The sequence below is a fragment of the Robiginitalea insularis genome (assembly GCF_052497835.1).
In genome coordinates this window covers 2,629,063-2,649,154 of sequence record NZ_CP199296.1, presented here as the reverse complement: position 1 = coordinate 2,649,154, position 20,092 = coordinate 2,629,063, and the positions used below count along the sequence as shown (strand labels likewise).

Below are 20,092 nucleotides of genomic sequence, written 5' to 3'. Positions count from 1 at the left end.
AATGCCGTCAGGAGCGCCTTCTTGGCCTGAGTTTACGGTAAATCCTGAAGATCAGCGCCAGAACCAGGGTTACCAGAAATGCCGCCAGAACAGGGGCCAGAACGGAAACGATACTTAGGGTGGTGGCAACAGAAGTCTCAACAGCGGCCAGGGCGGGGTTGGCCAGCCCTCCTGTAGTGGCAGTGGAGGCCAGCCGACTTCCGGCTGCAGCCCCTTTAATGGCAGTAGCCGTACCGCCACCTGCAATGATAGCCAAAGACCAGCTTACAACCGGATCGAGCCCTGCAACCGTGGAAGCAACGACGGCTGTACCGGCAAGGGCCGTAAGCGGAACAGAGATGGTATCCAGTAAATTATCCAGCCAGGGAATGAAATACGCCAGGAGTTCCACCAGGCTGGCCACCCCGAAGGTTATAAGAGCGGTGAGGCTGCCGATCCATTCCCAATGCTCATTTAATTCCCAGCGACCGGTATAGGCTGCCAGGCTCAGAACCAGCAAAGGGAGAAAGACACGGAAGCCGACAGAAGCAGCCAGCCCGATCCCCAGGAAAATACTCAGTATAGTGTCCCCACTCATCTTAGCGCTTTTCCCCTAAAATACGTTATTCGGCGTTCAGAAAAAAATCGCTGCGGAACCCGATCAGGTACAGTTTGGTCTTAGCCCGTGTCACAGCCGTGTAAAGCCATCTTAGATACTCCCGGTCTATTTCTCCAGGGAGGTAAGGCTGTTCCACAAAAACGGTTTCCCACTGCCCGCCCTGCGATTTATGACAGGTTATGGCATAGGAGAATTTGACCTGCAGTGCATTGAAAAAAGGATTGTTCTTAACCCCCATGAATTTTTTGTAACCGGATGTTTCATGCTGGTAGTCCGCCATTACCTCCTGATATAGGCGATTGCCATCCTCATAAGAAAGTGCAGGGCTTTCAGCCTTTATGGTGTCCAGCAGTAAAACCGTTTCAAAGGGTTTTTGCCTGGGGTAATCCACCATGCGGACCTTAACCTCCGCAAAGCGAAAACCATAGAGTTCCTTAATTGCAAAAAGCTCCAATATTTCAAGGATATCCCCATTGGCAATAAACCCGGCATCCGAAGAGCTTTTCAACCAGAAGTAGTTGTTCTTCACTACCATCATATAATCGCCAACCGCCAGTTCATTTTCCAAAAACAACAGGCGACTGCGGATATTCTCATTATACAGATTAGCACGCTTGTTGGAACGCACTATCACGGCGGTTTCTTCCTTTCCGTTTTCATCAAAAGCCCGATTGATGGCGTCCTGTATCTCGTAACCATCTATCAGGCGGACGATATCCTGAAAACCGGACAACTCAAAACGAAAACCTGACAGGCTTTCCTGCTCCAGAGACTCCCTGAGGCGGGTGGCATTCATTAGAATTCCGGAATCTTCAGCCTGGCGGACTACCTCATCCAGTTCGATCTCGGTTATATGCTTATTGTATTGTAGTTCAAGCAGTCCGGCGTTCAGTGCTGGACTTAAGGACAGCTTTACAGGGGGCAACTGTGCCGTGTCTCCCACCAGCATTAAACGGCATTTAAATCCCGAATAAACATAAGTCATTAAATCATCCAGCAGCGAATTACCGGGGTTTTTATCGCCGGGAGCAGGGGAATCCGGTATCATTGATGCCTCATCTACAATAAAGAGCGTATTTCGATGCCGGTTAGGCGCCAGGGTAAATCGAACACCCCCGGACCTGTCTTTTTTCGGGAAATATATTTGCCTGTGGATTGTAAAGGCCTGGGTGCCGGTATAGGAAGACATTACCTTGGCGGCCCGGCCTGTGGGCGCCATCAGCACCGCCTTTTTTTTGCAGTGCCAGAGGTTTGAAATCAGGGTTCCCAAAAGCGTTGTTTTCCCGGTACCCGCAAACCCTTTCAGGAGAAAAATCCGGTCAGGAGAATTGTCCATTGTAAATTCCGCAAGTGATTTGAGGGTTTCGGACTGTTTCAGGGTGGGCTGATGCGGGAATTTGTCGAGCAAAAGCCCGTAAAAAGAAGCGGCTGTAAGGGAATCCATAGGCCTTCAAAGATAAAGAGGTTTTTAAGGCAAAACCTTTTACCATTAAAAAAAAATTGTAGATTTGTGAATAACCACTAAGTCAAAATAACACCGCAAAAATGAAAACCGTATTACAAATTGTTCTTTGGATTGCTTGTATTGTATTGGGGTTCCTGATTTATCGCTCCGTTACCGGCCCTATCGAGTTTGATAAGGTCAAAAAAGAACGTTTTGCCGAAGTAATTGCAAAGCTTAAAGATATACGCAAGGCTCAGGAAGCATATAAGACGGTTACAGGAAGATATGCCAACGACTTCCCATCCCTGATCACTTTTGTGGATACTGCCAAATACACCATTACCCAGCAAAGGGATTCTTCTTACATGGAATTTGACAAGACCTATCAGATTGACATGCTGCAAGAAGTTAAAATTATCGACACTCTGGGCTTTGTCTCAGTGAAAGATTCCCTCTTTAAAAACAGTGATCGCTACAAAAACCTGGCATCTGTACCTTACGCTCAGAACAATGAGCAATTTACCATGAAGGCAGATATGGTTGATAAAAGCGGATACAGGGCACCTGTTTTCGAAGTAAAGGTAGACAAAGACATTATTCTCTACGACCAGCCTAAAGACCTGAGAGACCGTGAAAATGTACAAGTGAGCGTGGAAGAAGTTAACGGACCTGCCATCAAGGTCGGATCCCTCTCAGAAGTGAGTACCAGTGGTAACTGGCCACCTATTTATGATAAGAAAGGAGATCAATAACAGCCTGGAACACACAGAAGATAGTTTTCAAAAATTGTCCATTCAGGTAAGCCTGAATGGACTTTCTTTTTGTGTACTCGATACTATTGGGAAAAAACTGGAGGTTAGTTTTTCAAGGACATTCCACAAGGAACTGACGCCCTTTGAACTTGAAAACGAACTCAGGGACGCGCTGCGCGAAAAGGACATTCCCAGCTATCGTTTTTCCGAAGTGGTGGTCATTCACAAGAATGCCCTGTACAGCCTGGTACCACAAGCCCTTTTTAAGGAAGAAGAACTTTCGAATTACCTGAAATTCAATGCGAAAATCTTTGCCACAGACCATCTGGATTACGATGTAATGGAAAGTCTGGAGGCTGTTAATGTATACGTCCCCTTTGCCAATGTAAACAATCATATTTACGAGCTGTTCGGGGAATTCGAATTCAAACATTCCGCTACTGTTTTACTGGAAACACTGATCAAATTACCCCTGTCGGGACAGGGTAAAAGCTGTTATATACATTTGTCAGAATCCCAGATGGATATGGCCGTTTTTTCAAATAAACAGCTCCTTTTTTTCAATAGCTACTGGTACACAACAGAGGAAGATTTCATGTATTACCTCCTTTTTGCCCTGGAGCAGCTGCAACTGGATCCCGGCACCCTTAAGCTTCGTTTAATGGGGGATGTCGAAGAAGGGGATCCACTGGTAAGTCTTTGCGGGGAATACCTGGAACAAGTCTCATTATTTATTCCCGCAAGCCAGAACTTTGACGAGCGCGAGAACGACACTCCGTTGGATTTTACCCTTAGCAGCACCCTGTGATACGGATCATTTCAGGCACACATAAAGGAAGGCGTATCAAAGCCCCGCAGAAACTGCCTGTTAGGCCCACCACAGACAGGGCTAAAGAAGCACTTTTCAATATTCTGCAAAACCAGTACTTCCTCCCAGACCTCAAGGTCCTTGACCTGTTTGCAGGCACCGGGAATATCAGTTTTGAATTTGCTTCCAGGGGCACCACCGATCTGATCGCTGTGGATGCGCACCCGGGTTGTGCAGCTTTTATAAGGACTACAGCTGAAAACCTCGATCTGCCCATCGCTACCGTCAAAAGCGATGTATTCAGCTATCTCGAACGCTCAACCGGGATTTTTGATCTGATCTTCGCAGACCCACCCTATGATTTTAGTGAAGAACAACTTTTGGAACTTATCGACCTCTGTACGGCACCTGATCGATTAAAGCCTGAGGGGAGTTTTATTCTGGAACACACCAAAGAGAAGGATTTTAGCGGACATCCCAGCCTGAGCGAATCCCGAAAATACGGAGGATCTGTTTTCAGCTTTTTTGAACTGAAAAAATAAAAAGCAGGTCATAAGCCGGATTCTGTCTACCCGGCCGAAACCGGGCTACTTACCATTTATCTGGACCCACGGTTACCCGGGGGTTCTATCCGCCTACCCGTCAACTCAGGCGTGCCGCCTTCGAATGTTGAACTACATGGCGTTTCACCGCATAGAGTTTGCCGATTTCACTACAGCCGAACTGTACTTGCTTTCTGTTGCACTGGTCCTCACCTCTCGATGGACGGGCGTTACCCGCTATGCTGCACTGCGGTGTCCGGACTTTCCTCCCCGCTGCCTTGGCAGTGGAGCGGTAAGCTGACCTGCTCTTATGCAAAGGTACGACTATTGTTAATAAAATAAGAGGCCTCAAAGTAGCATTTAGGCCTTATTAATAGCCGTGATATGTATATTTGTATACAAGAGGTTAGCCTGTAAAAGCAAACCTAAACTGCAGATCATGGAGCCCTTTATCGTTTCGGCCAGAAAATATCGACCACAGCACTTTGAAGAGGTAGTAGGCCAACAGGCCATTACCCAAACACTGCTCAATGCGATTGAAAATAACCACCTGGCCCAGGCACTATTATTCTGTGGTCCCAGAGGAGTAGGAAAAACAACCTGTGCCCGTATTCTCGCTAAAAAAATCAATGAGGATGGCAGTGAAAGCAGGGATGAAGATTTCGCTTTTAACATCTTTGAACTTGATGCTGCCTCCAACAATTCCGTTGATGACATCCGCAGCCTGATCGACCAGGTAAGGATTCCCCCGCAGGTGGGCAAGTACAAGGTCTACATCATCGACGAGGTGCATATGCTCTCGCAGGCGGCATTCAACGCTTTTTTAAAAACCCTTGAAGAACCGCCCGGGCATGCTATTTTCATTCTGGCCACAACAGAAAAGCACAAAATAATCCCTACCATCCTGTCTCGCTGTCAGATTTTTGATTTCCGCAGGATAACAGTAATGGATACCGTATCCTATCTCAGTGAGATTGCCGAAAAACAAGGGATACAGGCAGAGGAAGAAGCCCTTCAGATTATTGCCCAAAAAGCGGATGGCGCCCTGCGTGATGCGCTCTCTATTTTTGACCGGGTCGTGAGTTTTGCGGGGAAAACTCTCAGTCGAAAGGCAGTGGCGGACAACCTCAATGTCCTGGATGTGGAAGTGTATTTTAAAACCACGGAACTGATCCTGAAACAGGATATCCCTTCCCTGCTATTGCATTTTAACCGAATCCTCAGCCAGGGTTTTGAAGGGCATCACTTCATCAGTGGTCTGGCCTCGCATTTCAGGGACTTAATGGTATGCCGGAACCAGGAAACCATCGACCTGCTGGACGTTAGTGAAAACACCAAAAAACAATATCTGCAGCAGGCGGAAAACACCTCTGCAGAATTCTTGATTCAGGCGCTCGATTTAGCCAACCAATGCGATCTGAATTATAAGGCGAGTAAGAATCACCGACTTTTAGTGGAATTATGCCTGATGCAGCTGGCTTCCATCGGCTCCGGACAAAAAAAAAAATCCAGTAAAGGACAGGCGCCCAAATTGATTCCGGCCAGCCACTATCACAACCGACAGGCATCGGAAATAACTGTGCCTGACCCTGTAATTACCCCAGCTGGAACAGACCAGGGAATTGCTGAAGCGGCGCAGACAGCTGCTGAAGAAACCAAAACCCCTGTGCCCGAAAAGGCCCCTGCTGCCCAAACCGAGGCAGAAGCCCCGGCGCAAAAGAAGGTAACCATAAATATTCCCGGAAGGCAGACAGAAAAGGTGTCTGGCTTGTCTCTTTCCAGCATCCGTGCAAAAAAGAAACACCAGGCCGAAAAAAAGGCGGCTCTGCCCGAAGAGGAAGACCTGCCGGCCGACAACTTCAGCGAGGAAGACCTGCAAACAAACTGGGAACAGTACATCGCACAAATTGAGAACGAAGGAAGAAAGATACTGGCTTCCAGCCTGGCTACGGACAAACCAAAGATCCTGCCGGAGCACACCATCTGGATTGAACTGCCAAACAGCACAATGAAGAAGGAAGTGGAACGGGAACAACTGGGCGTCCTGACTTTTTTAAGGGAGCAGCTGAATAACTACCACCTCAAATTGAAAATCACCGTCAATGAAGAAGTGGCCAAACAATTTGCCTTTACCCCGGAGGAGAAATACCAGAAGCTCCGGGAGAAAAACCCGGCTATTGACCTGTTGCGCAAAACCTTCGACCTCGACCTTTAAAGGCCTCCCGCCCAAAACGACTTTCCTGCCCGGAAAGTTTCTTTTAACTTTACAAAAAAATTTACCATGCTGGGACTGAAACTACCCACAGACCCCCGTTGGGTCAATATTGTAGAAAAGAACATAGATGAAATTCTGACGGATCATGCCTTTTGCGAACAAAAAGCTGCCAGCACGGCCATTTCCCTTATCGTAACCTTCCCGGAATACCCGGATCTGATCAATGAAATGGTCGCTCTGTCCCGGGAGGAAATGGGCCATTTTAAAATGGTTCACGACCGAATTTTGGCCCGGGGTAAGACTCTTGGAAAATATCGCAAAGATGAATACGTAATAGAACTTATGAAATTCTTCCCCAAGGGTGGGGACCGCACTACCCAACTCGTACACAGGCTTTTATACGCCGCACTTATAGAAGCCAGGAGCTGTGAACGATTCCGCCTCCTTTCTGAGGAATTGGAAGATAAGGAACTGGCCGAATTCTACAGGAAACTCATGGTCAGTGAGGCCGGGCACTATACACTTTTCTTAAAGTTTGCGCGAAAATACGGAGACCGCAAAACCGTAGACGCTAAATGGGAAGAGTTACTGGCTTATGAAGCTGAAATAATGAAAAAGCTGGGAACCAAAGAAACCGTTCACGGGTAGTCTTCCGTTTTAGAGCTTCCGGGTTTCTCAATTCCCGGATTGATCTGACTGCTTTTCATATAGTTTTCGGATAATTCCATCTGCCAGGCCAATCTGTGGGACATGAATCCTTTTGGCTTTGCTCCATTTGGCTGCAAGTACAAAGATTCGGGCAGCAGGTATGATCACATCGGCGCGATCCGGATTCAGGCCCAGGTCCCTTACCCTTTGTTCGTAGCTCATGTGATTGAGAATCTTGTATTGTTCGTTTAGCCAAAAATAGGACAGCGGTTGGCCCGGTTTACGGCCGGACATTTTATAAAGCTTGTTGATATTTCCCCCGGATCCGATTATGGAGAGGTTGGTAAAATCCCCTGTTTTGTCCCGGATCCAGGTCTCAAGTCCCTTCCAGTCATTCTCGCTAACCTGTCCGTTAAGCAGGCGAACGGTCCCGATCTTAAAGGATTGTGAATCGTGCACGGAGCCCTGCGTAAATAAAGTGAATTCAGTGCTTCCGCCACCCACATCCACATAGAGGTAGGTTTCATCCTGCTGTATAAGGGTTTTTAAATCTGTTGAAGCGATAATTTGAGCCTCCAGGCTCCCGTCGATCAAATCCACAGAAATACCGCTTTCCCTGTAAATTTGTTCCAGTACCTCTTTGCCGTTGGAGGCTTCCCTCAGGGCTGAAGTGGCACATGCCTGGAATTGCTCTACCCCTCCTACTTCCATCAGCAGGGCGAACGCCTTCATAGTCTTTACGATACGCTCTATATTCTGAGATGAAATTCGCCCCGGGCCAAAACTGTCCTCCCCCAGCCTGACCGGAACGCGAACCAGGGCGTTTTTAAAGAAGCGGGCGGGTTCTCCGGGTATCTCGATAACATTCTGCACCAATAACCGGATGGCATTGGAGCCAATATCTATTGCCGCGAACTTTCGAATCCTCACTACTTTAATTCAAGTTTTCTGAGGTAGTAATCGTACATTTCAAACTGAGACCGAAACAAGGGCTCATCGTTTTTCCGGTATTCATTGTTTTGTTCCGCATTGAATACGCGTGCCTTTACATTATCCTTCCAGGAAATTTCAAAGGTATCGATCAGTTCCTGCTTTATTTCCGGATCGTAGATAGGACAGCCTACTTCTACCCTGTGGTCCAGGTTGCGGGTCATCCAGTCAGCAGAGGAGATGAAAACATCGGGGTCTCCGTCATTACCGAAAATAAAGATCCTGGGGTGCTCCAGAAACTTATCCACAACACTGATAGCCTCTATATTCTCACTCATGCCCTTAACGCCGGGGATCAGACAGCAGATGCCCCGAATTACCAACTGTATCTTTACGCCCTCCTGACTGGCCTGATAGAGCAGGTCTACCATATCGTAAGAAGTAAAGCTGTTCATCTTGATCTTTATATACGCCTCCTTCCCTTCACCGGCATTGGAAATTTCCCTGTATATGAGTTTTTTAAAACGGCTGCGGGTGTAGTGGGGCGAAACGATCAGGTGTTTGTATGTCTTGATCTTATAAGTAGTCTCGAAGAAATTGAATATTTTATTGAGTTCCTTTAAAATAGACTCATTAGCCGTAAACAGGGTATAGTCCGTATAGATACGGGCGGTGGCCTCATTGAAGTTTCCGGTACTGATAAAGCCGTAGCGTTTCAGCCCTTCAGACTCCTCTCTTTCAATAACACAAATTTTACTGTGCACTTTAAGGCCCGGAACCCCAAAGATCAATTTGACGCCTTCTGCCTGCAGTTGTTCCGCATACTGTATGTTGGCCTGTTCATCAAAACGCGCCTGTAATTCAATCTGTACGGTAACTTTTTTTCCGTTCTTCACGGCATTGATAAGGGACAGGGCTACCTGCGAATTATCTGCCAGTCGGTAGACCGTAATTTTGATACTGCGCACCTTAGGGTCCAGAGCAGCTTCCCTCAGGAACTTCAATACATAATTAAAAGTGTGGTAAGGGGTGTACTGCAGAAAATCCCGTTCCGCTATCCGTTCCAGCAAACTGCCCTCAAAGCTCAATCCCTTGATTGAAAGCGGCTTGATCCGCTGGTAGAGAAGATCTGTCCTGCCCAGGCTGGGAAAACCCATGTAATCCCTTCTGTTGTGGTATCGGCCGCCAGGAATAACACTGTCGGTATCTTCTATTTTCATCTTTTCCTTTAGAAAAAGCAGCGTATCGGCAGCGATGTCCCTGTCGTATACAAAACGCACAGGATCACTGATCTTCCGGTGTTCCACACTACTGGATATTTTCTCGATGAAGCTTTTACTCAGGTCGTTATCGATATCCAGCTCCGCATCTCGTGTGATCTTGATCATGTGGGCCGAAATATTATCAAAGGAAAACATATTGAAAATACTCCTGAGTGAGTAGCGGATCAGGTCGTCCAGGATAATGATATAATTCTTATCTCCTTCTTTGGGGAGTTCGATAAAGCGGTTAATACCCTTGGGGATTTCAATGAGTGCATAGCGGTTTTTTTCCCGGTCCATCCTGCCGTTTTCGGTATCGATCAACTCCATCTTGACGGCCAGGTAGGCCGCAGTATCTTTGAGCATGGGGAAGCCGGTATGTTCGTCCAGTATGATGGTCATCAAAACCGGGCTCACATTTTGCATGAAGTAAGATTTAAGGAAATCTTCCTGCTGGGGCTGTATCTGTTTCTCGTCTATCAGGATGATGTTTTCCTGCTCCAGTTCGTCCTCTATCTCCTTGAGGATTTCCAGGCTCTCATTTTGCTGATTGATTACAATATTGGTGATTTCATCCAACAGGTCCTTTGCCTTTTCACCTCCGAGTACGCTTTTCCCTGATTTCCCGGCCTCAACAATCCTTTTTACCGTGGCGTAGCGAACCTTGAAGAATTCATCCAGGTTATTGGAAAAAATCCCCAGGAACCGAAGCCTTTCAATAAGCGGCACACGTTTATCCGCACTTTCCTGTAAAACCCTTTCGTTAAATCGCAACCAGCTGATTTCCCGATTGATATATTGATTTTTTGCCATATGCTATTTTAGTTCCCTTGGAAAAAGGGTGTTTTGTGTTTTGCCGTAAGTTACCCCTTCCCATGAGGTTGCTTCGAATGTTAAGTGAACAAAGCCGGCCGTTGGCACATTGTCTATGTATCTGCTTCCCCAGCTATTGGCCAGGTTGGTAAAGGCATGGTTATGCCCAAAAATCATTACCTGATCCAAATTGTCCGGTAAGGAATGAACAAAAGCCTTTACGCTACTCCCGGAAAAATCATAGAGATCCTTGTTTATGCTTAACAAATCAAAAGATAACCCCAGCTCTCTGATCAGGATTACAGCTGTATGAAGGGCACGGCAGGCCGGGCTCGAATATACGGCTTCTATTGGTGGTATCCTGTCTGGTAACGCCTTTGCAATTAAATGAGCATCCTTAATCCCCCGTTCACTAAGCGGGCGATCCGCATCTGCCACGTCGTATTCCCACGAGGACTTTCCGTGTCGGATAAGTATCAGGTGTTTCATGTTTATTCACTAATGGTATTGGTTGTTTTGTTTTAGGTTGTCCGAAATGCATTCCATCAGGGTGCCAGGCGTTCCAGAATCCAGTTCAAATCCTGATCCAGCGTATACCGCAGCCTGTCATGCAGCCGATTGGGACGCCCCTGCCAGAATTCAACGGAAGACGGGCGAACCAAATAGCCTCCCCAATAAGCCGGCCGTTCTATCTCCTTTCCCTCGTATTGATCTTCCAGGGCTTTCAGACGCGTTTCCAGGTAATCCCGTGAAGGAATTACTTCACTCTGAGGGGATACAATCGCCCCAAGCTTGCTTCCCTCAGGACGGGATTCAAAATAACCATCCGAAAGGTTTTCCGCAAGTTTTTCTGCTTCGCCTTTTACAATTACCTGGCGTTCCAGATAGGGCCAGAAAAAGGAAAGACAAATTTTAGGATCTGCCGCAATTGCGCGGCCTTTTTCGCTCTGGTAATTGGTATAAAAAACAAATCCTTCGTAGGTAAACCGCTTTAGCAGCACCACCCTGCTCTTGGGGAAACCATCCAGGCCATTTGTAGATACGGTTACAGCATTGGGTTCATCTGTACTTCCACTACTTTCCAACTCATGAAACCACCTTTTAAATAGCTCCATAGGGGAATCAGGAGCATCTTTTTCCAGGAGTTGCTTTTTGGTATAGGCTTTTCTGTAGTTCCCGAGGTCTTTTTGCATGGATTTATCTCTATTGACAAGATAAACAAAGTTGCTAAAAACTCCCGGAAGGCTCAAAAAAATAAGCCCCTAAAAACAAAAGAAAGCTCAGGGAAACTACCAGGAAAATATCTTGCCGTCTTCGGCCAGTTCCACCCGCGGAAAAAATGCAAGCGCCTCTTCCCTGAACCTTGAAAGGTCTTTATAGCGGGACGAATAGTGCCCCAGAATCAGGGATTCAACCCCGGCAGTAGCAGCCAGGCGAGCGGCCTCCGCAGCCGTGGAATGTCCGGTTTTCAAGGCCAGGTGCTGTTCGGTTTGCAGGAAGGTGGCTTCGTGGTAGAGCCTGTCTACCCCCTTAATTAGTGGTGCCAACTCAGGTTCATATGCGGTATCGGTACAATAGGCATAGGTTTTCGGGGGTTTAGGGGGAGTGGTTAATTCCTTGTTGGGAACGACCTTACCCGTCTTACTGATCCCATCTGCCCCCTGCTTAATCTTCCTGTAATAGGCCTTATCTATTCCATACTTTTCAGCCTGCTCTGCTTTAAGGCCGCGCATTCCGGATTTTTCAGTAATCAGGAAGCCATTGGTATAGATCCGATGTTTCAGCGGAAGTGTCCTGACTGAAATGCCTGAATCCTCATAAATGCACTCAGATTCCTCAGAGACCAGCTCGTGGAAATGCAACGGATACTGCGTCCAGGAATCTCCCAGTTTTAAAAAGAGCGTTATGGCCTCTTTCAGTCCTTTTGGTCCGTAGATATGCAGGGGAGTTTCGCGGCCCATCAACATGAAGGTTGCAACCAAACCGGGTAATCCAAAAAAATGGTCCCCGTGCAGGTGGGAAATAAATATCCTGTTTATTCGTGAAAATTTGACCTTATACCGCCGCAGCTGCATTTGGGTGCCTTCCCCGCAGTCCAGCAGTATCAGTTGCTTCCCCGCTTCAAGCACCTGGGAGGTGGGAGCAGCCTGAACTTTAGGGGTTGCAGCATGGCATCCGAGAATCTGTAATTTCACCCTTTGTATTTACAAGCCTTATTCATAGATCCAGGTCCCTTTCAATCTCCTCCATTTCAATCATATCGCGGGCTTCCTGAATAGATGGGACCACACAGATTTCATCGGGCACCTCATCATATGAGATGGCATCGGTTACTAACACAAAGGATTTACCAGAGGCCCGGTGCGTATTGGAAAGGTCCAGAAATTCCAGAATATCCCCGGTTTTCAGGGAATTAAATGAAAACAGGTTGATGATCAGGTGATCATTCTTTAGCCTGGGATAGGCCGATAACAGGTTTTCAATAAAAACCTTCAGGGAAACTTTTTCCTGTAGTACAATTGTGGTATTGCCTTCGTTATTAAAAACCATCTGTTACTGTTTTATCTTGGAAGCGAGTAAATAAATCACGGCCATTCGAATGGCTACACCATTTTCCACCTGGTTCAGGATAATGGATTGATCTGAGTCTGCCACATCGGAAGTGATCTCTACCCCCCTGTTAATAGGGCCAGGATGCATTATAACGATCTCCTTGTCCAGACTGTCCAAAAGTGCTTTATTGACCCCGTACTGCCGAATATATTCCCGGGTAGTGGGAAAATAACTCATATCCATCCGTTCTTTCTGGATCCGCAGCATATTGGCTACATCACACCAGTTCAGGGCCTTCCTTAAATCCGGTTCCACCTGTACCCCAAGAGATTCCACGTGTTTCGGTATCAAGGTTTTGGGTCCGCAAACCCGTACTTCAGCTCCCTGAAGCTTCAGGGCAAAGATATTGGAAAGGGCAACCCTTGAATGCAGGATATCACCCACTATAACAACCTTTTTGCCTGCTACTCCCCCTAATTTTTCGCGAATTGAATACGAATCCAGCAAGGCCTGGGTGGGGTGTTCGTGTGCCCCGTCTCCGGCATTGATAATAGAGGCTTTCACATGGCGGGATAAAAAGATACCTGCGCCCGGATTCGGATGGCGCATCACCACCATATCTACCTTCATTGAAAGAATATTGTTGACGGTATCGATCAGGGTTTCCCCTTTGCGGACAGAAGACTGTGCAGCCGAAAAGTTTACCACATCTGCAGACAGTCGTTTTTCAGCCAGTTCAAAGGAGAGTTTGGTCCGGGTACTGTTTTCAAAAAAAATATTGGCGATGGTAATATCCCGTAGCGAAGGGACTTTCTTAATGGACCGGCTTAAGACCTCCTTGAAATGGTCTGCCGTTTTAAAAATGAGGTCCAGGTCTGACTGCTTCAGGTACTTGATCCCTAATAAATGTCGCACACTTAATTCACTCATTTTAATTACTTATAAGATATACTGCATCCTCCCCATCATTTTCTTTCCAACATACTTTAACCCTTTCCTTATTGATGGCATCTACCTGCCTGCCCCTGTAATTGGGCTGTATCGGCAAATGGCGGCTAAAACGCCTGTCGATCAGGGTCAGCAATTCTATTTCTTTTGGCCTTCCAAACGACTGAATTGCGGTTAGCGCGGCCCTTATGCTGCGCCCCGTATACAATACATCGTCAATCAGGACAACTCGTTTCCCTTCCACCTGGAAATCGATGCGGGTATTGCTGGCTTCCAGGGTTTTATCCCCTCTCCTGAAGTCATCCCTGTAGAAAGTAATATCCAATAAACCGTAAGGAATCCCCTGGACCTTATAGCTAGTCCGTAATAGATCAGTGAGCCTGTTTGCGAGATAGGTACCCCGGGGTTGTATGCCAATAAGAACGGTATCCTTAAAATCGAGATGATTTTCTAAAAGCTGGCAAGCCAATCTGTGCAGGATTATCTGGATCTCTTTGGAGGAAAGCAGCACTTTTTGACTCATAGATGCTCGGCCATATGACATTCGGTAAGCAAAAATAGGCAATTCTGCCTAATTGAATGTGCTTTTTGATCATGTGGTGGGCTCTAAATAAAAAACCCCGGACGAACCGGGGTTTTTATATCGCAATTGGCGGAAAACAAAATTATTTCTTTTTGCTTCCGGCTTCCATCTTATCCTTTAATGCCTGAAGTTGTTCATTGGCATCTCCAAGGGTTGGTTTGGATTCATCAGCCGCAGCAGCTTTTTTCTTGGCAGCGCGAACATTCCGTTGCTCTTCTGCTTTAAAAATTGCTGTATGGCTGGCTACCACACGCTTATACTCCTTGTTGAACTCGATGATTTTGAATTCGGCTTCCTCCCCGCGGGTGAGTTTTTTACCGTCTTCCTTCTCCATATGCCGTTGTGGTACAAAGGCGGTGATGTCATCATTGAATTCAATGATGGCTCCCTTATCCACTATGTCGGTAATGGCAGCTTTGTGGACGGTATCCAGGCCAAATTCCTTTTCGTATTTATCCCATGGGTTCTCAGTAGTCTGTTTGTGGCCCAGGCTCAGTTTACGGCCATCCACATCCAGTTCTAACACTTCAACCTCCAGGGTATCCCCTACGTTTACAAATTCAGATGGGTGCTTGATTTTCTTGGTCCAGGAAAGGTCTGATATGTAGATCAGTCCGTCTATGCCTTCTTCCAGTTCAACAAACACTCCAAAATTGGTAAAGTTCCTAACAATTCCTTTGTGACGGGAACCTACAGGGTATTTAGTGGTAATATCAGTCCATGGGTCAGGAGTCAGTTGTTTGATTCCCAATGACATTTTACGGTCTTCGCGATCCAGGGTAAGGACCACGGCTTCCAATTCATCTCCCACTTTCACAAAATCCTGGGCAGAACGCAGGTGGGTAGACCAGGACATTTCTGAAACGTGGATCAATCCTTCCACACCTTCAGCAACTTCCAGGAAAGCCCCGTAGTCTGCAATAACAACCACTTTTCCTTTTACCTTGTCTCCAACTTTGATTTCATCACCAAGGGCATCCCATGGATGTTTCTCCAATTGTTTCAGACCCAATTGAATCCTGGATTTGTTATCGTCAAAATCCAGAATAACCACATTGAGTTTTTGATCCAGATCCACCACTTCGTTCGGGTGGTTGATACGGCTCCAGGAAAGGTCGGTGATATGGATCAATCCGTCAACGCCACCCAGGTCAATAAATACTCCATAGGATGTGATGTTTTTCACAACACCTTCAAGTACCTGTCCTTTCTCCAGCTGGCTGATGATTTCTTTCTTCTGCTCTTCTATATCCGCTTCAATAAGCGCTTTGTGGGAAACTACCACGTTCTTGAATTCCTGGTTGATCTTAACAACCTTGAATTCCATGGTTTTCCCTACGTATTGGTCATAGTCCCTAATGGGCTTCACGTCAATCTGAGATCCGGGCAGGAAAGCTTCAATTCCGAAGACATCCACAATCATACCCCCTTTAGTACGGCATTTTACAAAACCGGTAACTACTTCCTCCTTGTCATGCGCCTCGTTCACACGCTCCCAGGCCTTAATTGTACGGGCCTTACGGTGTGAAAGGACGAGTTGTCCGCTTTTATCTTCCCGAATATCGATCAGGACTTCAACCTTGTCCCCAATCTTCAGGTCAGGGTTGTAGCGGAATTCATTCAGGGATATTACCCCCTCAGATTTTGCATTGATATCAATAATTGCTTCGCGGTCTGTCAGGTGGGTAACTGTACCCTCCACAACTTCTTCATCTGCGGTGTCGACAAAGTTTTCCGCTACCAGTTCCTCAAATTCCTTCAGTTTGGAATCATCTACCTTCTCAATACCTTCTTCGTATTTCTCCCAGTCAAAATTTGAGAGGAATTCCTGAGGATCCTGCTTTTGAGCAGGCGCTTCGGCCTGTTTTACGGTTTCTGCAGTTTCTACTGCTTCAGCCACTTTTTTTTCTTCAGCCATGTGCTGATTTTGTTTTGTATTTCAGATTCCCCTAAGATTTAAACGTCTCCTCTGAAAGTTATTTATAAAATGTTTTTCTATCCTTTTTTCTCTTAGGTCATCGTAAAAAAGGTTTGCAAAAATACAACTTATCCGCGGTTTTACAAACTATTTAGGACACTGCCTTTGCTTCAGTGTAATAATTGTATTGAAACCGTCAGAAAACCTCACTATTTCGTATCTTTTATTCTGGATTTAAATCAATAAATAAATTAGTGAGAATGAGTGCAAAAGACAAATACCAGGCTGTCCTGGAACTAGGCGAAAAACTGGGCATCAAAGAAGGTAAGGTAAGCGAGGAAAACGGGGTCCTGAAAATCAAAGGAACCGCAGCAACCCAATACGAAAAGGACATTCTGTGGGATAAGATTAAGGCCATAGGCGGGGAAAAACCCTCGGATATTATGGCTAACATCTCTGTGGAAGATGCTTCGGTATACCACCGGCATACCGTAAAATCAGGGGAATCCCTCAGTAAAATAGCCAAACACTATTACGGAGATCCTATGAAATACAAGCAGATCTTTCAGGCAAATACCAATATCCTTAAAAATCCGGATCTGATTCATCCGGACCAGGTCTTGGTTATTCCAAACCTGTAAAAAACAGAAAGGCGCTCAGGAGGGCGCCTTTTCTTTTTGCGCAATCACGCGAAGTGCATGGGCATGTATCCGTTCAAATTGTTCTTTCAGACTCATATCGCTGTTGTCCACCTCTATGGCATCATCTGCCTTTTTTAGTGGTGACATCTCACGGGTAGAATCCAGGTTATCCCTATGTCTTACGTTTTGCAGGACGGCTTCATAACTGACCGAATCCCCTTTCTCCAGTAATTCCTTATAGCGGCGGTTGGCCCTGATTTCCGGGCTGGCAGTCATAAATATCTTCAGGTCCGCATCCGGGAATACCACTGTTCCAATATCACGGCCATCCATTACCACCCCCTTTTCCTTTCCCATGCTTCGCTGCAATGCCACCAGCTTATGCCTGACCTCCGCTATTGCCGAAATTTCGCTCACTTTCCGGGACACCTCAAGGCTGCGAATTTGTTTTTCGACATTCTTCCCATTCAGGTGGATTTCAGACTTGTGATTTTCAGGATTCAGGTCAAAACGCAGCTCGATTGAAGCGAGTTTGCCAAGCAGTTTTTCAGGTTCCAAAAGGTCGTGTTGCAGGGCATATAGCGTTACCGCCCGGTACATTGCGCCTGAATCAATGTAGACGTACCCGAGAGCTGCAGCCAGTTGCCTGGCCAGGGTACTTTTACCCGTGGAAGAATATCCGTCAATGGCAATATTGATCTTCTGCATGCTCAAAAATAGACAAAAATCAATCGGAATCCGATAATGCAGTACACCCGCGGTCTCATTCAGTGCCTATAACTGTTTGGGGTTTTTAACCTTTTGCCTGGTGATCGCCAATTCTATTACTTCCCGCATCTCGGTAACATAATGGAAGGTAAGCCCTTTGAGGTATTCTTCCTTAATCTCCAGAATATCCCTGCGGTTTTCCTCACAAAGGATTATCTCTTTGATCCGGGCTCGTTTGGCAGCGAGGATCTTTTCTTTGATGCCGCCAACCGGCAGGACTTTACCCCTTAGGGTAATCTCTCCCGTCATGGCGATACTCTTCTTTACTTTCCGCTGCGTAAAGAGGCTCACCAGAGAGGTAAGCATCGTAATCCCCGCACTGGGGCCATCTTTGGGGGTAGCCCCTTCCGGCACGTGTATGTGTACATTGTATTTTTCAAATACCTCAGGGTCAATCCCCAGTTCTTCCGCATTGGATTTTATATACTCCAGGGCAATGGTGGCAGACTCCTTCATCACTTTGCCCAGGTTCCCCGTAATATTCATAGTCCCCTTCCCTTTGGAGAGGATGGATTCTATAAAGAGGATATCTCCTCCAACACTGGTCCAGGCCAGGCCGGTAACTACTCCGGCTACTTCGTTGTTTTCGTACTTATCACGCTCCATACGGGCCGGCCCCAGGACTTTTTCAATATCGTCCCGGCTTACTTTAACGGGATATTCCTGTTCCATGGCAATATTCTTTGCCGCATACCGGACCATTTTTGCAATTTGTTTCTCAAGCCCACGCACCCCGGATTCCCGGGTATAGCCTTCCACGATCTTTTCCAGTTCCCTTTTCCCGATTTTCAAATCTTTGGCGGTCAGCCCATGTTCCTTCAATTGCTTGGGCAGCAGGTGGCGTTTTGCTATTTCCACCTTCTCCTCAATGGTATAGCCCGTAACATTGATGATTTCCATACGGTCGCGTAGGGCAGGCTGGATATTAGACAGGTTATTGGCCGTTGCAATGAACATTACTTTGGAAAGGTCATAGCCCATTTCCAGGAAGTTATCGTAAAACTCGTTATTCTGTTCCGGATCCAAAACCTCCAGCATGGCCGAAGAGGGATCTCCCTGATAGCTGCTGGATAGTTTGTCGATTTCGTCCAGGATAAAAACGGGGTTGGAGGTACCGGCCTTTTTAATGCTTTGTATGATCCGGCCGGGCATGGCCCCAATATAGGTTTTCCGGTGCCCCCTGATCTCCGCCTCATCCCTGAGACCTCCCAGAGACATTCGGACGTATTCGCGCCCAAGAGCCTCCGCTACAGATTTACCCAGCGAAGTTTTTCCCACTCCGGGCGGTCCGTAAAGACACAAAATGGGGGACTTCATATCATTGCGCAACTTAAGGACTGCCAGGTATTCTATGATCCTTCTCTTGACATCCTCCAGCCCGTAATGGTCCCGGTCCAGGATTTTCTCAGCCCGTTTCAGGTCAAATTTATCGGCAGAATACTCATTCCAGGGTAAATCCAGGAACAAATCCAGATAGTTGCGCTGAATGGAATATTCGGCTACCTGCGGGTTCATCCGTTGCAGTTTGGCCAGTTCTTTTTCAAAATGCTCCCCAACCTTCTCGCTCCATTTTTTCTCCCTGGCCCTTGCCTGCATTTCGTCCAATTCCTCATCATAGGAAATGCCCCCCAGTTCCTCCTGTATGGTTTTCATTTGCTGGTGCAGGAAATATTCGCGTTGCTGCTGGTCCAGGTCCGATCGGACCTTTGAATGCAGTTCGTTCCTCAGTTCCAGCTTTTGCAGTTCTGTGTTCAGGTGTTTAAGGGTAGCCAGGGCCCTTTCCTGCAGATTGGGAATTTCCAGTAATTCCTGTTTCTCCTTCACGGTCAGGTTCATGTTGGAGGAGACAAAATTGATCAGGAAAGAATTACTCTGAATATTTTTGATTGCGAAAGCAGCTTCACTGGGGATGTTCGGATTGTCCTTGATTATTTGAAGGGCCAACTCTTTAATAGAATCGATAATAGTCGTGAACTCCACATCTGATTCATCCGGCCTTTGCTCGCGCGTTTCCCGGACTGTAGCAGTGAGATAGGGCTTTTCAGTAAGTATTTCAGCTATTTCAAATCGCTTTTTCCCCTGTATAATGACTGTTGTATTGCCGTCGGGCATTTGTAAAACCCGCAGAATGCGGGCTACTGTACCCAGGGTATTAATGTCTTTAATACCCGGATTCTCAACGGATTCATCTTTTTGAGATACCACCCCTATAACCTTGGAGCCGTTGTTTGCATCTTTTATAAGGTGAATGGAAGCATCCCTGCCCGCTGTAATAGGCACTACCACCCCGGGAAATAATACTGTATTCCTAAGAGGAAGTATTGGGAGGGTTTCGGGTAATTCTTCACTATTCATTTCCTCCTCGTCCTCCGGGGACAGGAGTGGAATCAATTCAGAATCCTCATTGAGGGACTGTAGCGACAAATTGTCAAATGAACTAAATTTCGATGTTGCCATATGTGTTTTTTCCAGTCATTCTGTCAGAATGACCGTGTATTTATCCTTTTCATTAAAACTCCCTTAAGCTGTATTTTGTTGATAAACAAAGTATTAATACGCTAACGGAAGGTAATCTTTCCATATTCAGGGCAATTCCTGTGCCAATAGCGAAACTTTGTGTTCCCGAAACTGTAACAATCCGTAAATTCATTCATCTATAAGACAAACGA

At 46.5% G+C, this 20,092-nt stretch carries 19 protein-coding genes and 1 other RNA gene; 6 read left to right on the top strand and 14 right to left on the bottom strand.

Translation table 11 applies throughout. The features are described 5' to 3' along the window. Window positions 1-7: 7 nt before the first annotated feature. Window positions 8-577 (bottom strand): DUF4126 domain-containing protein, encoded by a 570-nt coding sequence (locus ACT6NV_RS12040; protein WP_445384693.1) that lies wholly within the window; start codon window positions 575-577, stop codon window positions 8-10. Window positions 578-602: 25 nt separating this feature from the next. After that, window positions 603-2,042 carry an ATP-dependent DNA helicase gene (locus ACT6NV_RS12035; protein WP_445384692.1) on the bottom strand — a complete coding sequence of 480 codons (1,440 nt, stop codon included), beginning with the start codon at window positions 2,040-2,042 and terminating at the stop codon, window positions 603-605. Window positions 2,043-2,143: 101 nt separating this feature from the next. Between ACT6NV_RS12035 and ACT6NV_RS12030 the strand changes: the two genes are divergently transcribed. Genes ACT6NV_RS12030 through ACT6NV_RS12020 form a run of 3 tightly spaced genes read left to right on the top strand, consistent with a single transcriptional unit; the run spans window position 2,144 to window position 4,144 of the window. After that, complete coding sequence (locus tag ACT6NV_RS12030) at window positions 2,144-2,794, top strand: hypothetical protein (protein WP_445384691.1); 651 nt, start codon at window positions 2,144-2,146, stop codon at window positions 2,792-2,794. Then, entirely contained in the window at window positions 2,772-3,602 is an 831-nt protein-coding gene (locus ACT6NV_RS12025) for a DUF3822 family protein (RefSeq protein ID WP_445384690.1), read from the top strand. Before ACT6NV_RS12030 ends, ACT6NV_RS12025 begins: the two co-directional genes overlap by 23 nt. Further along, window positions 3,602-4,144: an RsmD family RNA methyltransferase gene (locus ACT6NV_RS12020; RefSeq protein WP_445386695.1), complete on the top strand. Its 543-nt coding sequence runs from the start codon at window positions 3,602-3,604 to the stop codon at window positions 4,142-4,144. The genes ACT6NV_RS12025 and ACT6NV_RS12020 overlap by 1 nt, the downstream gene beginning before the upstream one ends. Here ACT6NV_RS12020 and rnpB read toward each other — a convergent pair. Further along, window positions 4,141-4,453: RNase P RNA component class A (gene rnpB, locus ACT6NV_RS12015), an RNA gene on the bottom strand. The genes ACT6NV_RS12020 and rnpB overlap by 4 nt on opposite strands. A gap of 130 nt (window positions 4,454-4,583) precedes the next feature. Here rnpB and ACT6NV_RS12010 point away from each other — a divergent pair. After that, on the top strand, window positions 4,584-6,359 hold the full coding sequence (locus ACT6NV_RS12010; protein WP_445384689.1) for a DNA polymerase III subunit gamma/tau: 1,776 nt from the start codon (window positions 4,584-4,586) through the stop codon (window positions 6,357-6,359). Between the two features lie 66 nt (window positions 6,360-6,425). Then, a complete protein-coding gene (locus tag ACT6NV_RS12005; protein WP_445384688.1) occupies window positions 6,426-7,007 on the top strand; it encodes a tRNA-(ms[2]io[6]A)-hydroxylase in 582 nt (193 codons plus the stop codon). A 27-nt stretch (window positions 7,008-7,034) separates the two neighbouring features. Here ACT6NV_RS12005 and ACT6NV_RS12000 read toward each other — a convergent pair whose 3' ends face one another. The 9 genes from ACT6NV_RS12000 to rpsA all read right to left on the bottom strand — a co-directional run bounded on the left by ACT6NV_RS12000 (window position 7,035) and on the right by rpsA (window position 16,014). Continuing rightward, entirely contained in the window at window positions 7,035-7,937 is a 903-nt protein-coding gene (locus ACT6NV_RS12000) for a Ppx/GppA phosphatase family protein (protein WP_445384687.1), read from the bottom strand. Next, on the bottom strand, window positions 7,937-10,012 hold the full coding sequence (gene ppk1, locus ACT6NV_RS11995) for a polyphosphate kinase 1 (protein WP_445384686.1): 2,076 nt from the start codon (window positions 10,010-10,012) through the stop codon (window positions 7,937-7,939). The genes ACT6NV_RS12000 and ppk1 overlap by 1 nt, the downstream gene beginning before the upstream one ends. A 3-nt stretch (window positions 10,013-10,015) precedes the next feature. Then, window positions 10,016-10,501, bottom strand: a complete 486-nt coding sequence (locus ACT6NV_RS11990) for a SixA phosphatase family protein (protein ID WP_445384685.1) — start codon at window positions 10,499-10,501, stop codon at window positions 10,016-10,018. A gap of 56 nt (window positions 10,502-10,557) precedes the next feature. Beyond that, window positions 10,558-11,205 carry a pyridoxamine 5'-phosphate oxidase gene (gene pdxH, locus ACT6NV_RS11985; protein ID WP_445384684.1) on the bottom strand — a complete coding sequence of 216 codons (648 nt, stop codon included), beginning with the start codon at window positions 11,203-11,205 and terminating at the stop codon, window positions 10,558-10,560. Window positions 11,206-11,301: 96 nt separating this feature from the next. After that, entirely contained in the window at window positions 11,302-12,207 is a 906-nt protein-coding gene (locus tag ACT6NV_RS11980; protein WP_445384683.1) for a ribonuclease Z, read from the bottom strand. A 22-nt stretch (window positions 12,208-12,229) separates the two neighbouring features. Next, the gene (locus tag ACT6NV_RS11975) at window positions 12,230-12,562 is read right to left on the bottom strand and encodes a ribonuclease Z (protein ID WP_445384682.1); all 333 of its coding nucleotides are present in this window, start codon (window positions 12,560-12,562) and stop codon (window positions 12,230-12,232) included. Between the two features lie 3 nt (window positions 12,563-12,565). Continuing rightward, window positions 12,566-13,495: an aspartate carbamoyltransferase catalytic subunit gene (locus ACT6NV_RS11970; RefSeq protein ID WP_445384681.1), complete on the bottom strand. Its 930-nt coding sequence runs from the start codon at window positions 13,493-13,495 to the stop codon at window positions 12,566-12,568. A gap of 1 nt (window position 13,496) precedes the next feature. After that, the gene (pyrR, locus tag ACT6NV_RS11965) at window positions 13,497-14,036 is read right to left on the bottom strand and encodes a bifunctional pyr operon transcriptional regulator/uracil phosphoribosyltransferase PyrR (protein WP_445384680.1); all 540 of its coding nucleotides are present in this window, start codon (window positions 14,034-14,036) and stop codon (window positions 13,497-13,499) included. A 142-nt stretch (window positions 14,037-14,178) separates the two neighbouring features. Next, a complete protein-coding gene (gene rpsA / locus ACT6NV_RS11960) occupies window positions 14,179-16,014 on the bottom strand; it encodes a 30S ribosomal protein S1 (protein WP_445384679.1) in 1,836 nt (611 codons plus the stop codon). A 260-nt stretch (window positions 16,015-16,274) separates the two neighbouring features. On the opposite strand from rpsA, the gene ACT6NV_RS11955 reads away from it, so the two are divergent. Then, window positions 16,275-16,655 carry a LysM peptidoglycan-binding domain-containing protein gene (locus ACT6NV_RS11955; protein ID WP_445384678.1) on the top strand — a complete coding sequence of 127 codons (381 nt, stop codon included), beginning with the start codon at window positions 16,275-16,277 and terminating at the stop codon, window positions 16,653-16,655. A 15-nt stretch (window positions 16,656-16,670) separates the two neighbouring features. Here the strand turns inward: ACT6NV_RS11955 and cmk are convergent, their stop codons facing one another. Further along, window positions 16,671-17,363: a (d)CMP kinase gene (gene cmk, locus ACT6NV_RS11950; protein WP_445384677.1), complete on the bottom strand. Its 693-nt coding sequence runs from the start codon at window positions 17,361-17,363 to the stop codon at window positions 16,671-16,673. Between the two features lie 66 nt (window positions 17,364-17,429). Next, window positions 17,430-19,880: an endopeptidase La gene (gene lon / locus ACT6NV_RS11945; protein WP_445384676.1), complete on the bottom strand. Its 2,451-nt coding sequence runs from the start codon at window positions 19,878-19,880 to the stop codon at window positions 17,430-17,432. Window positions 19,881-20,092: the final 212 nt, after the last annotated feature.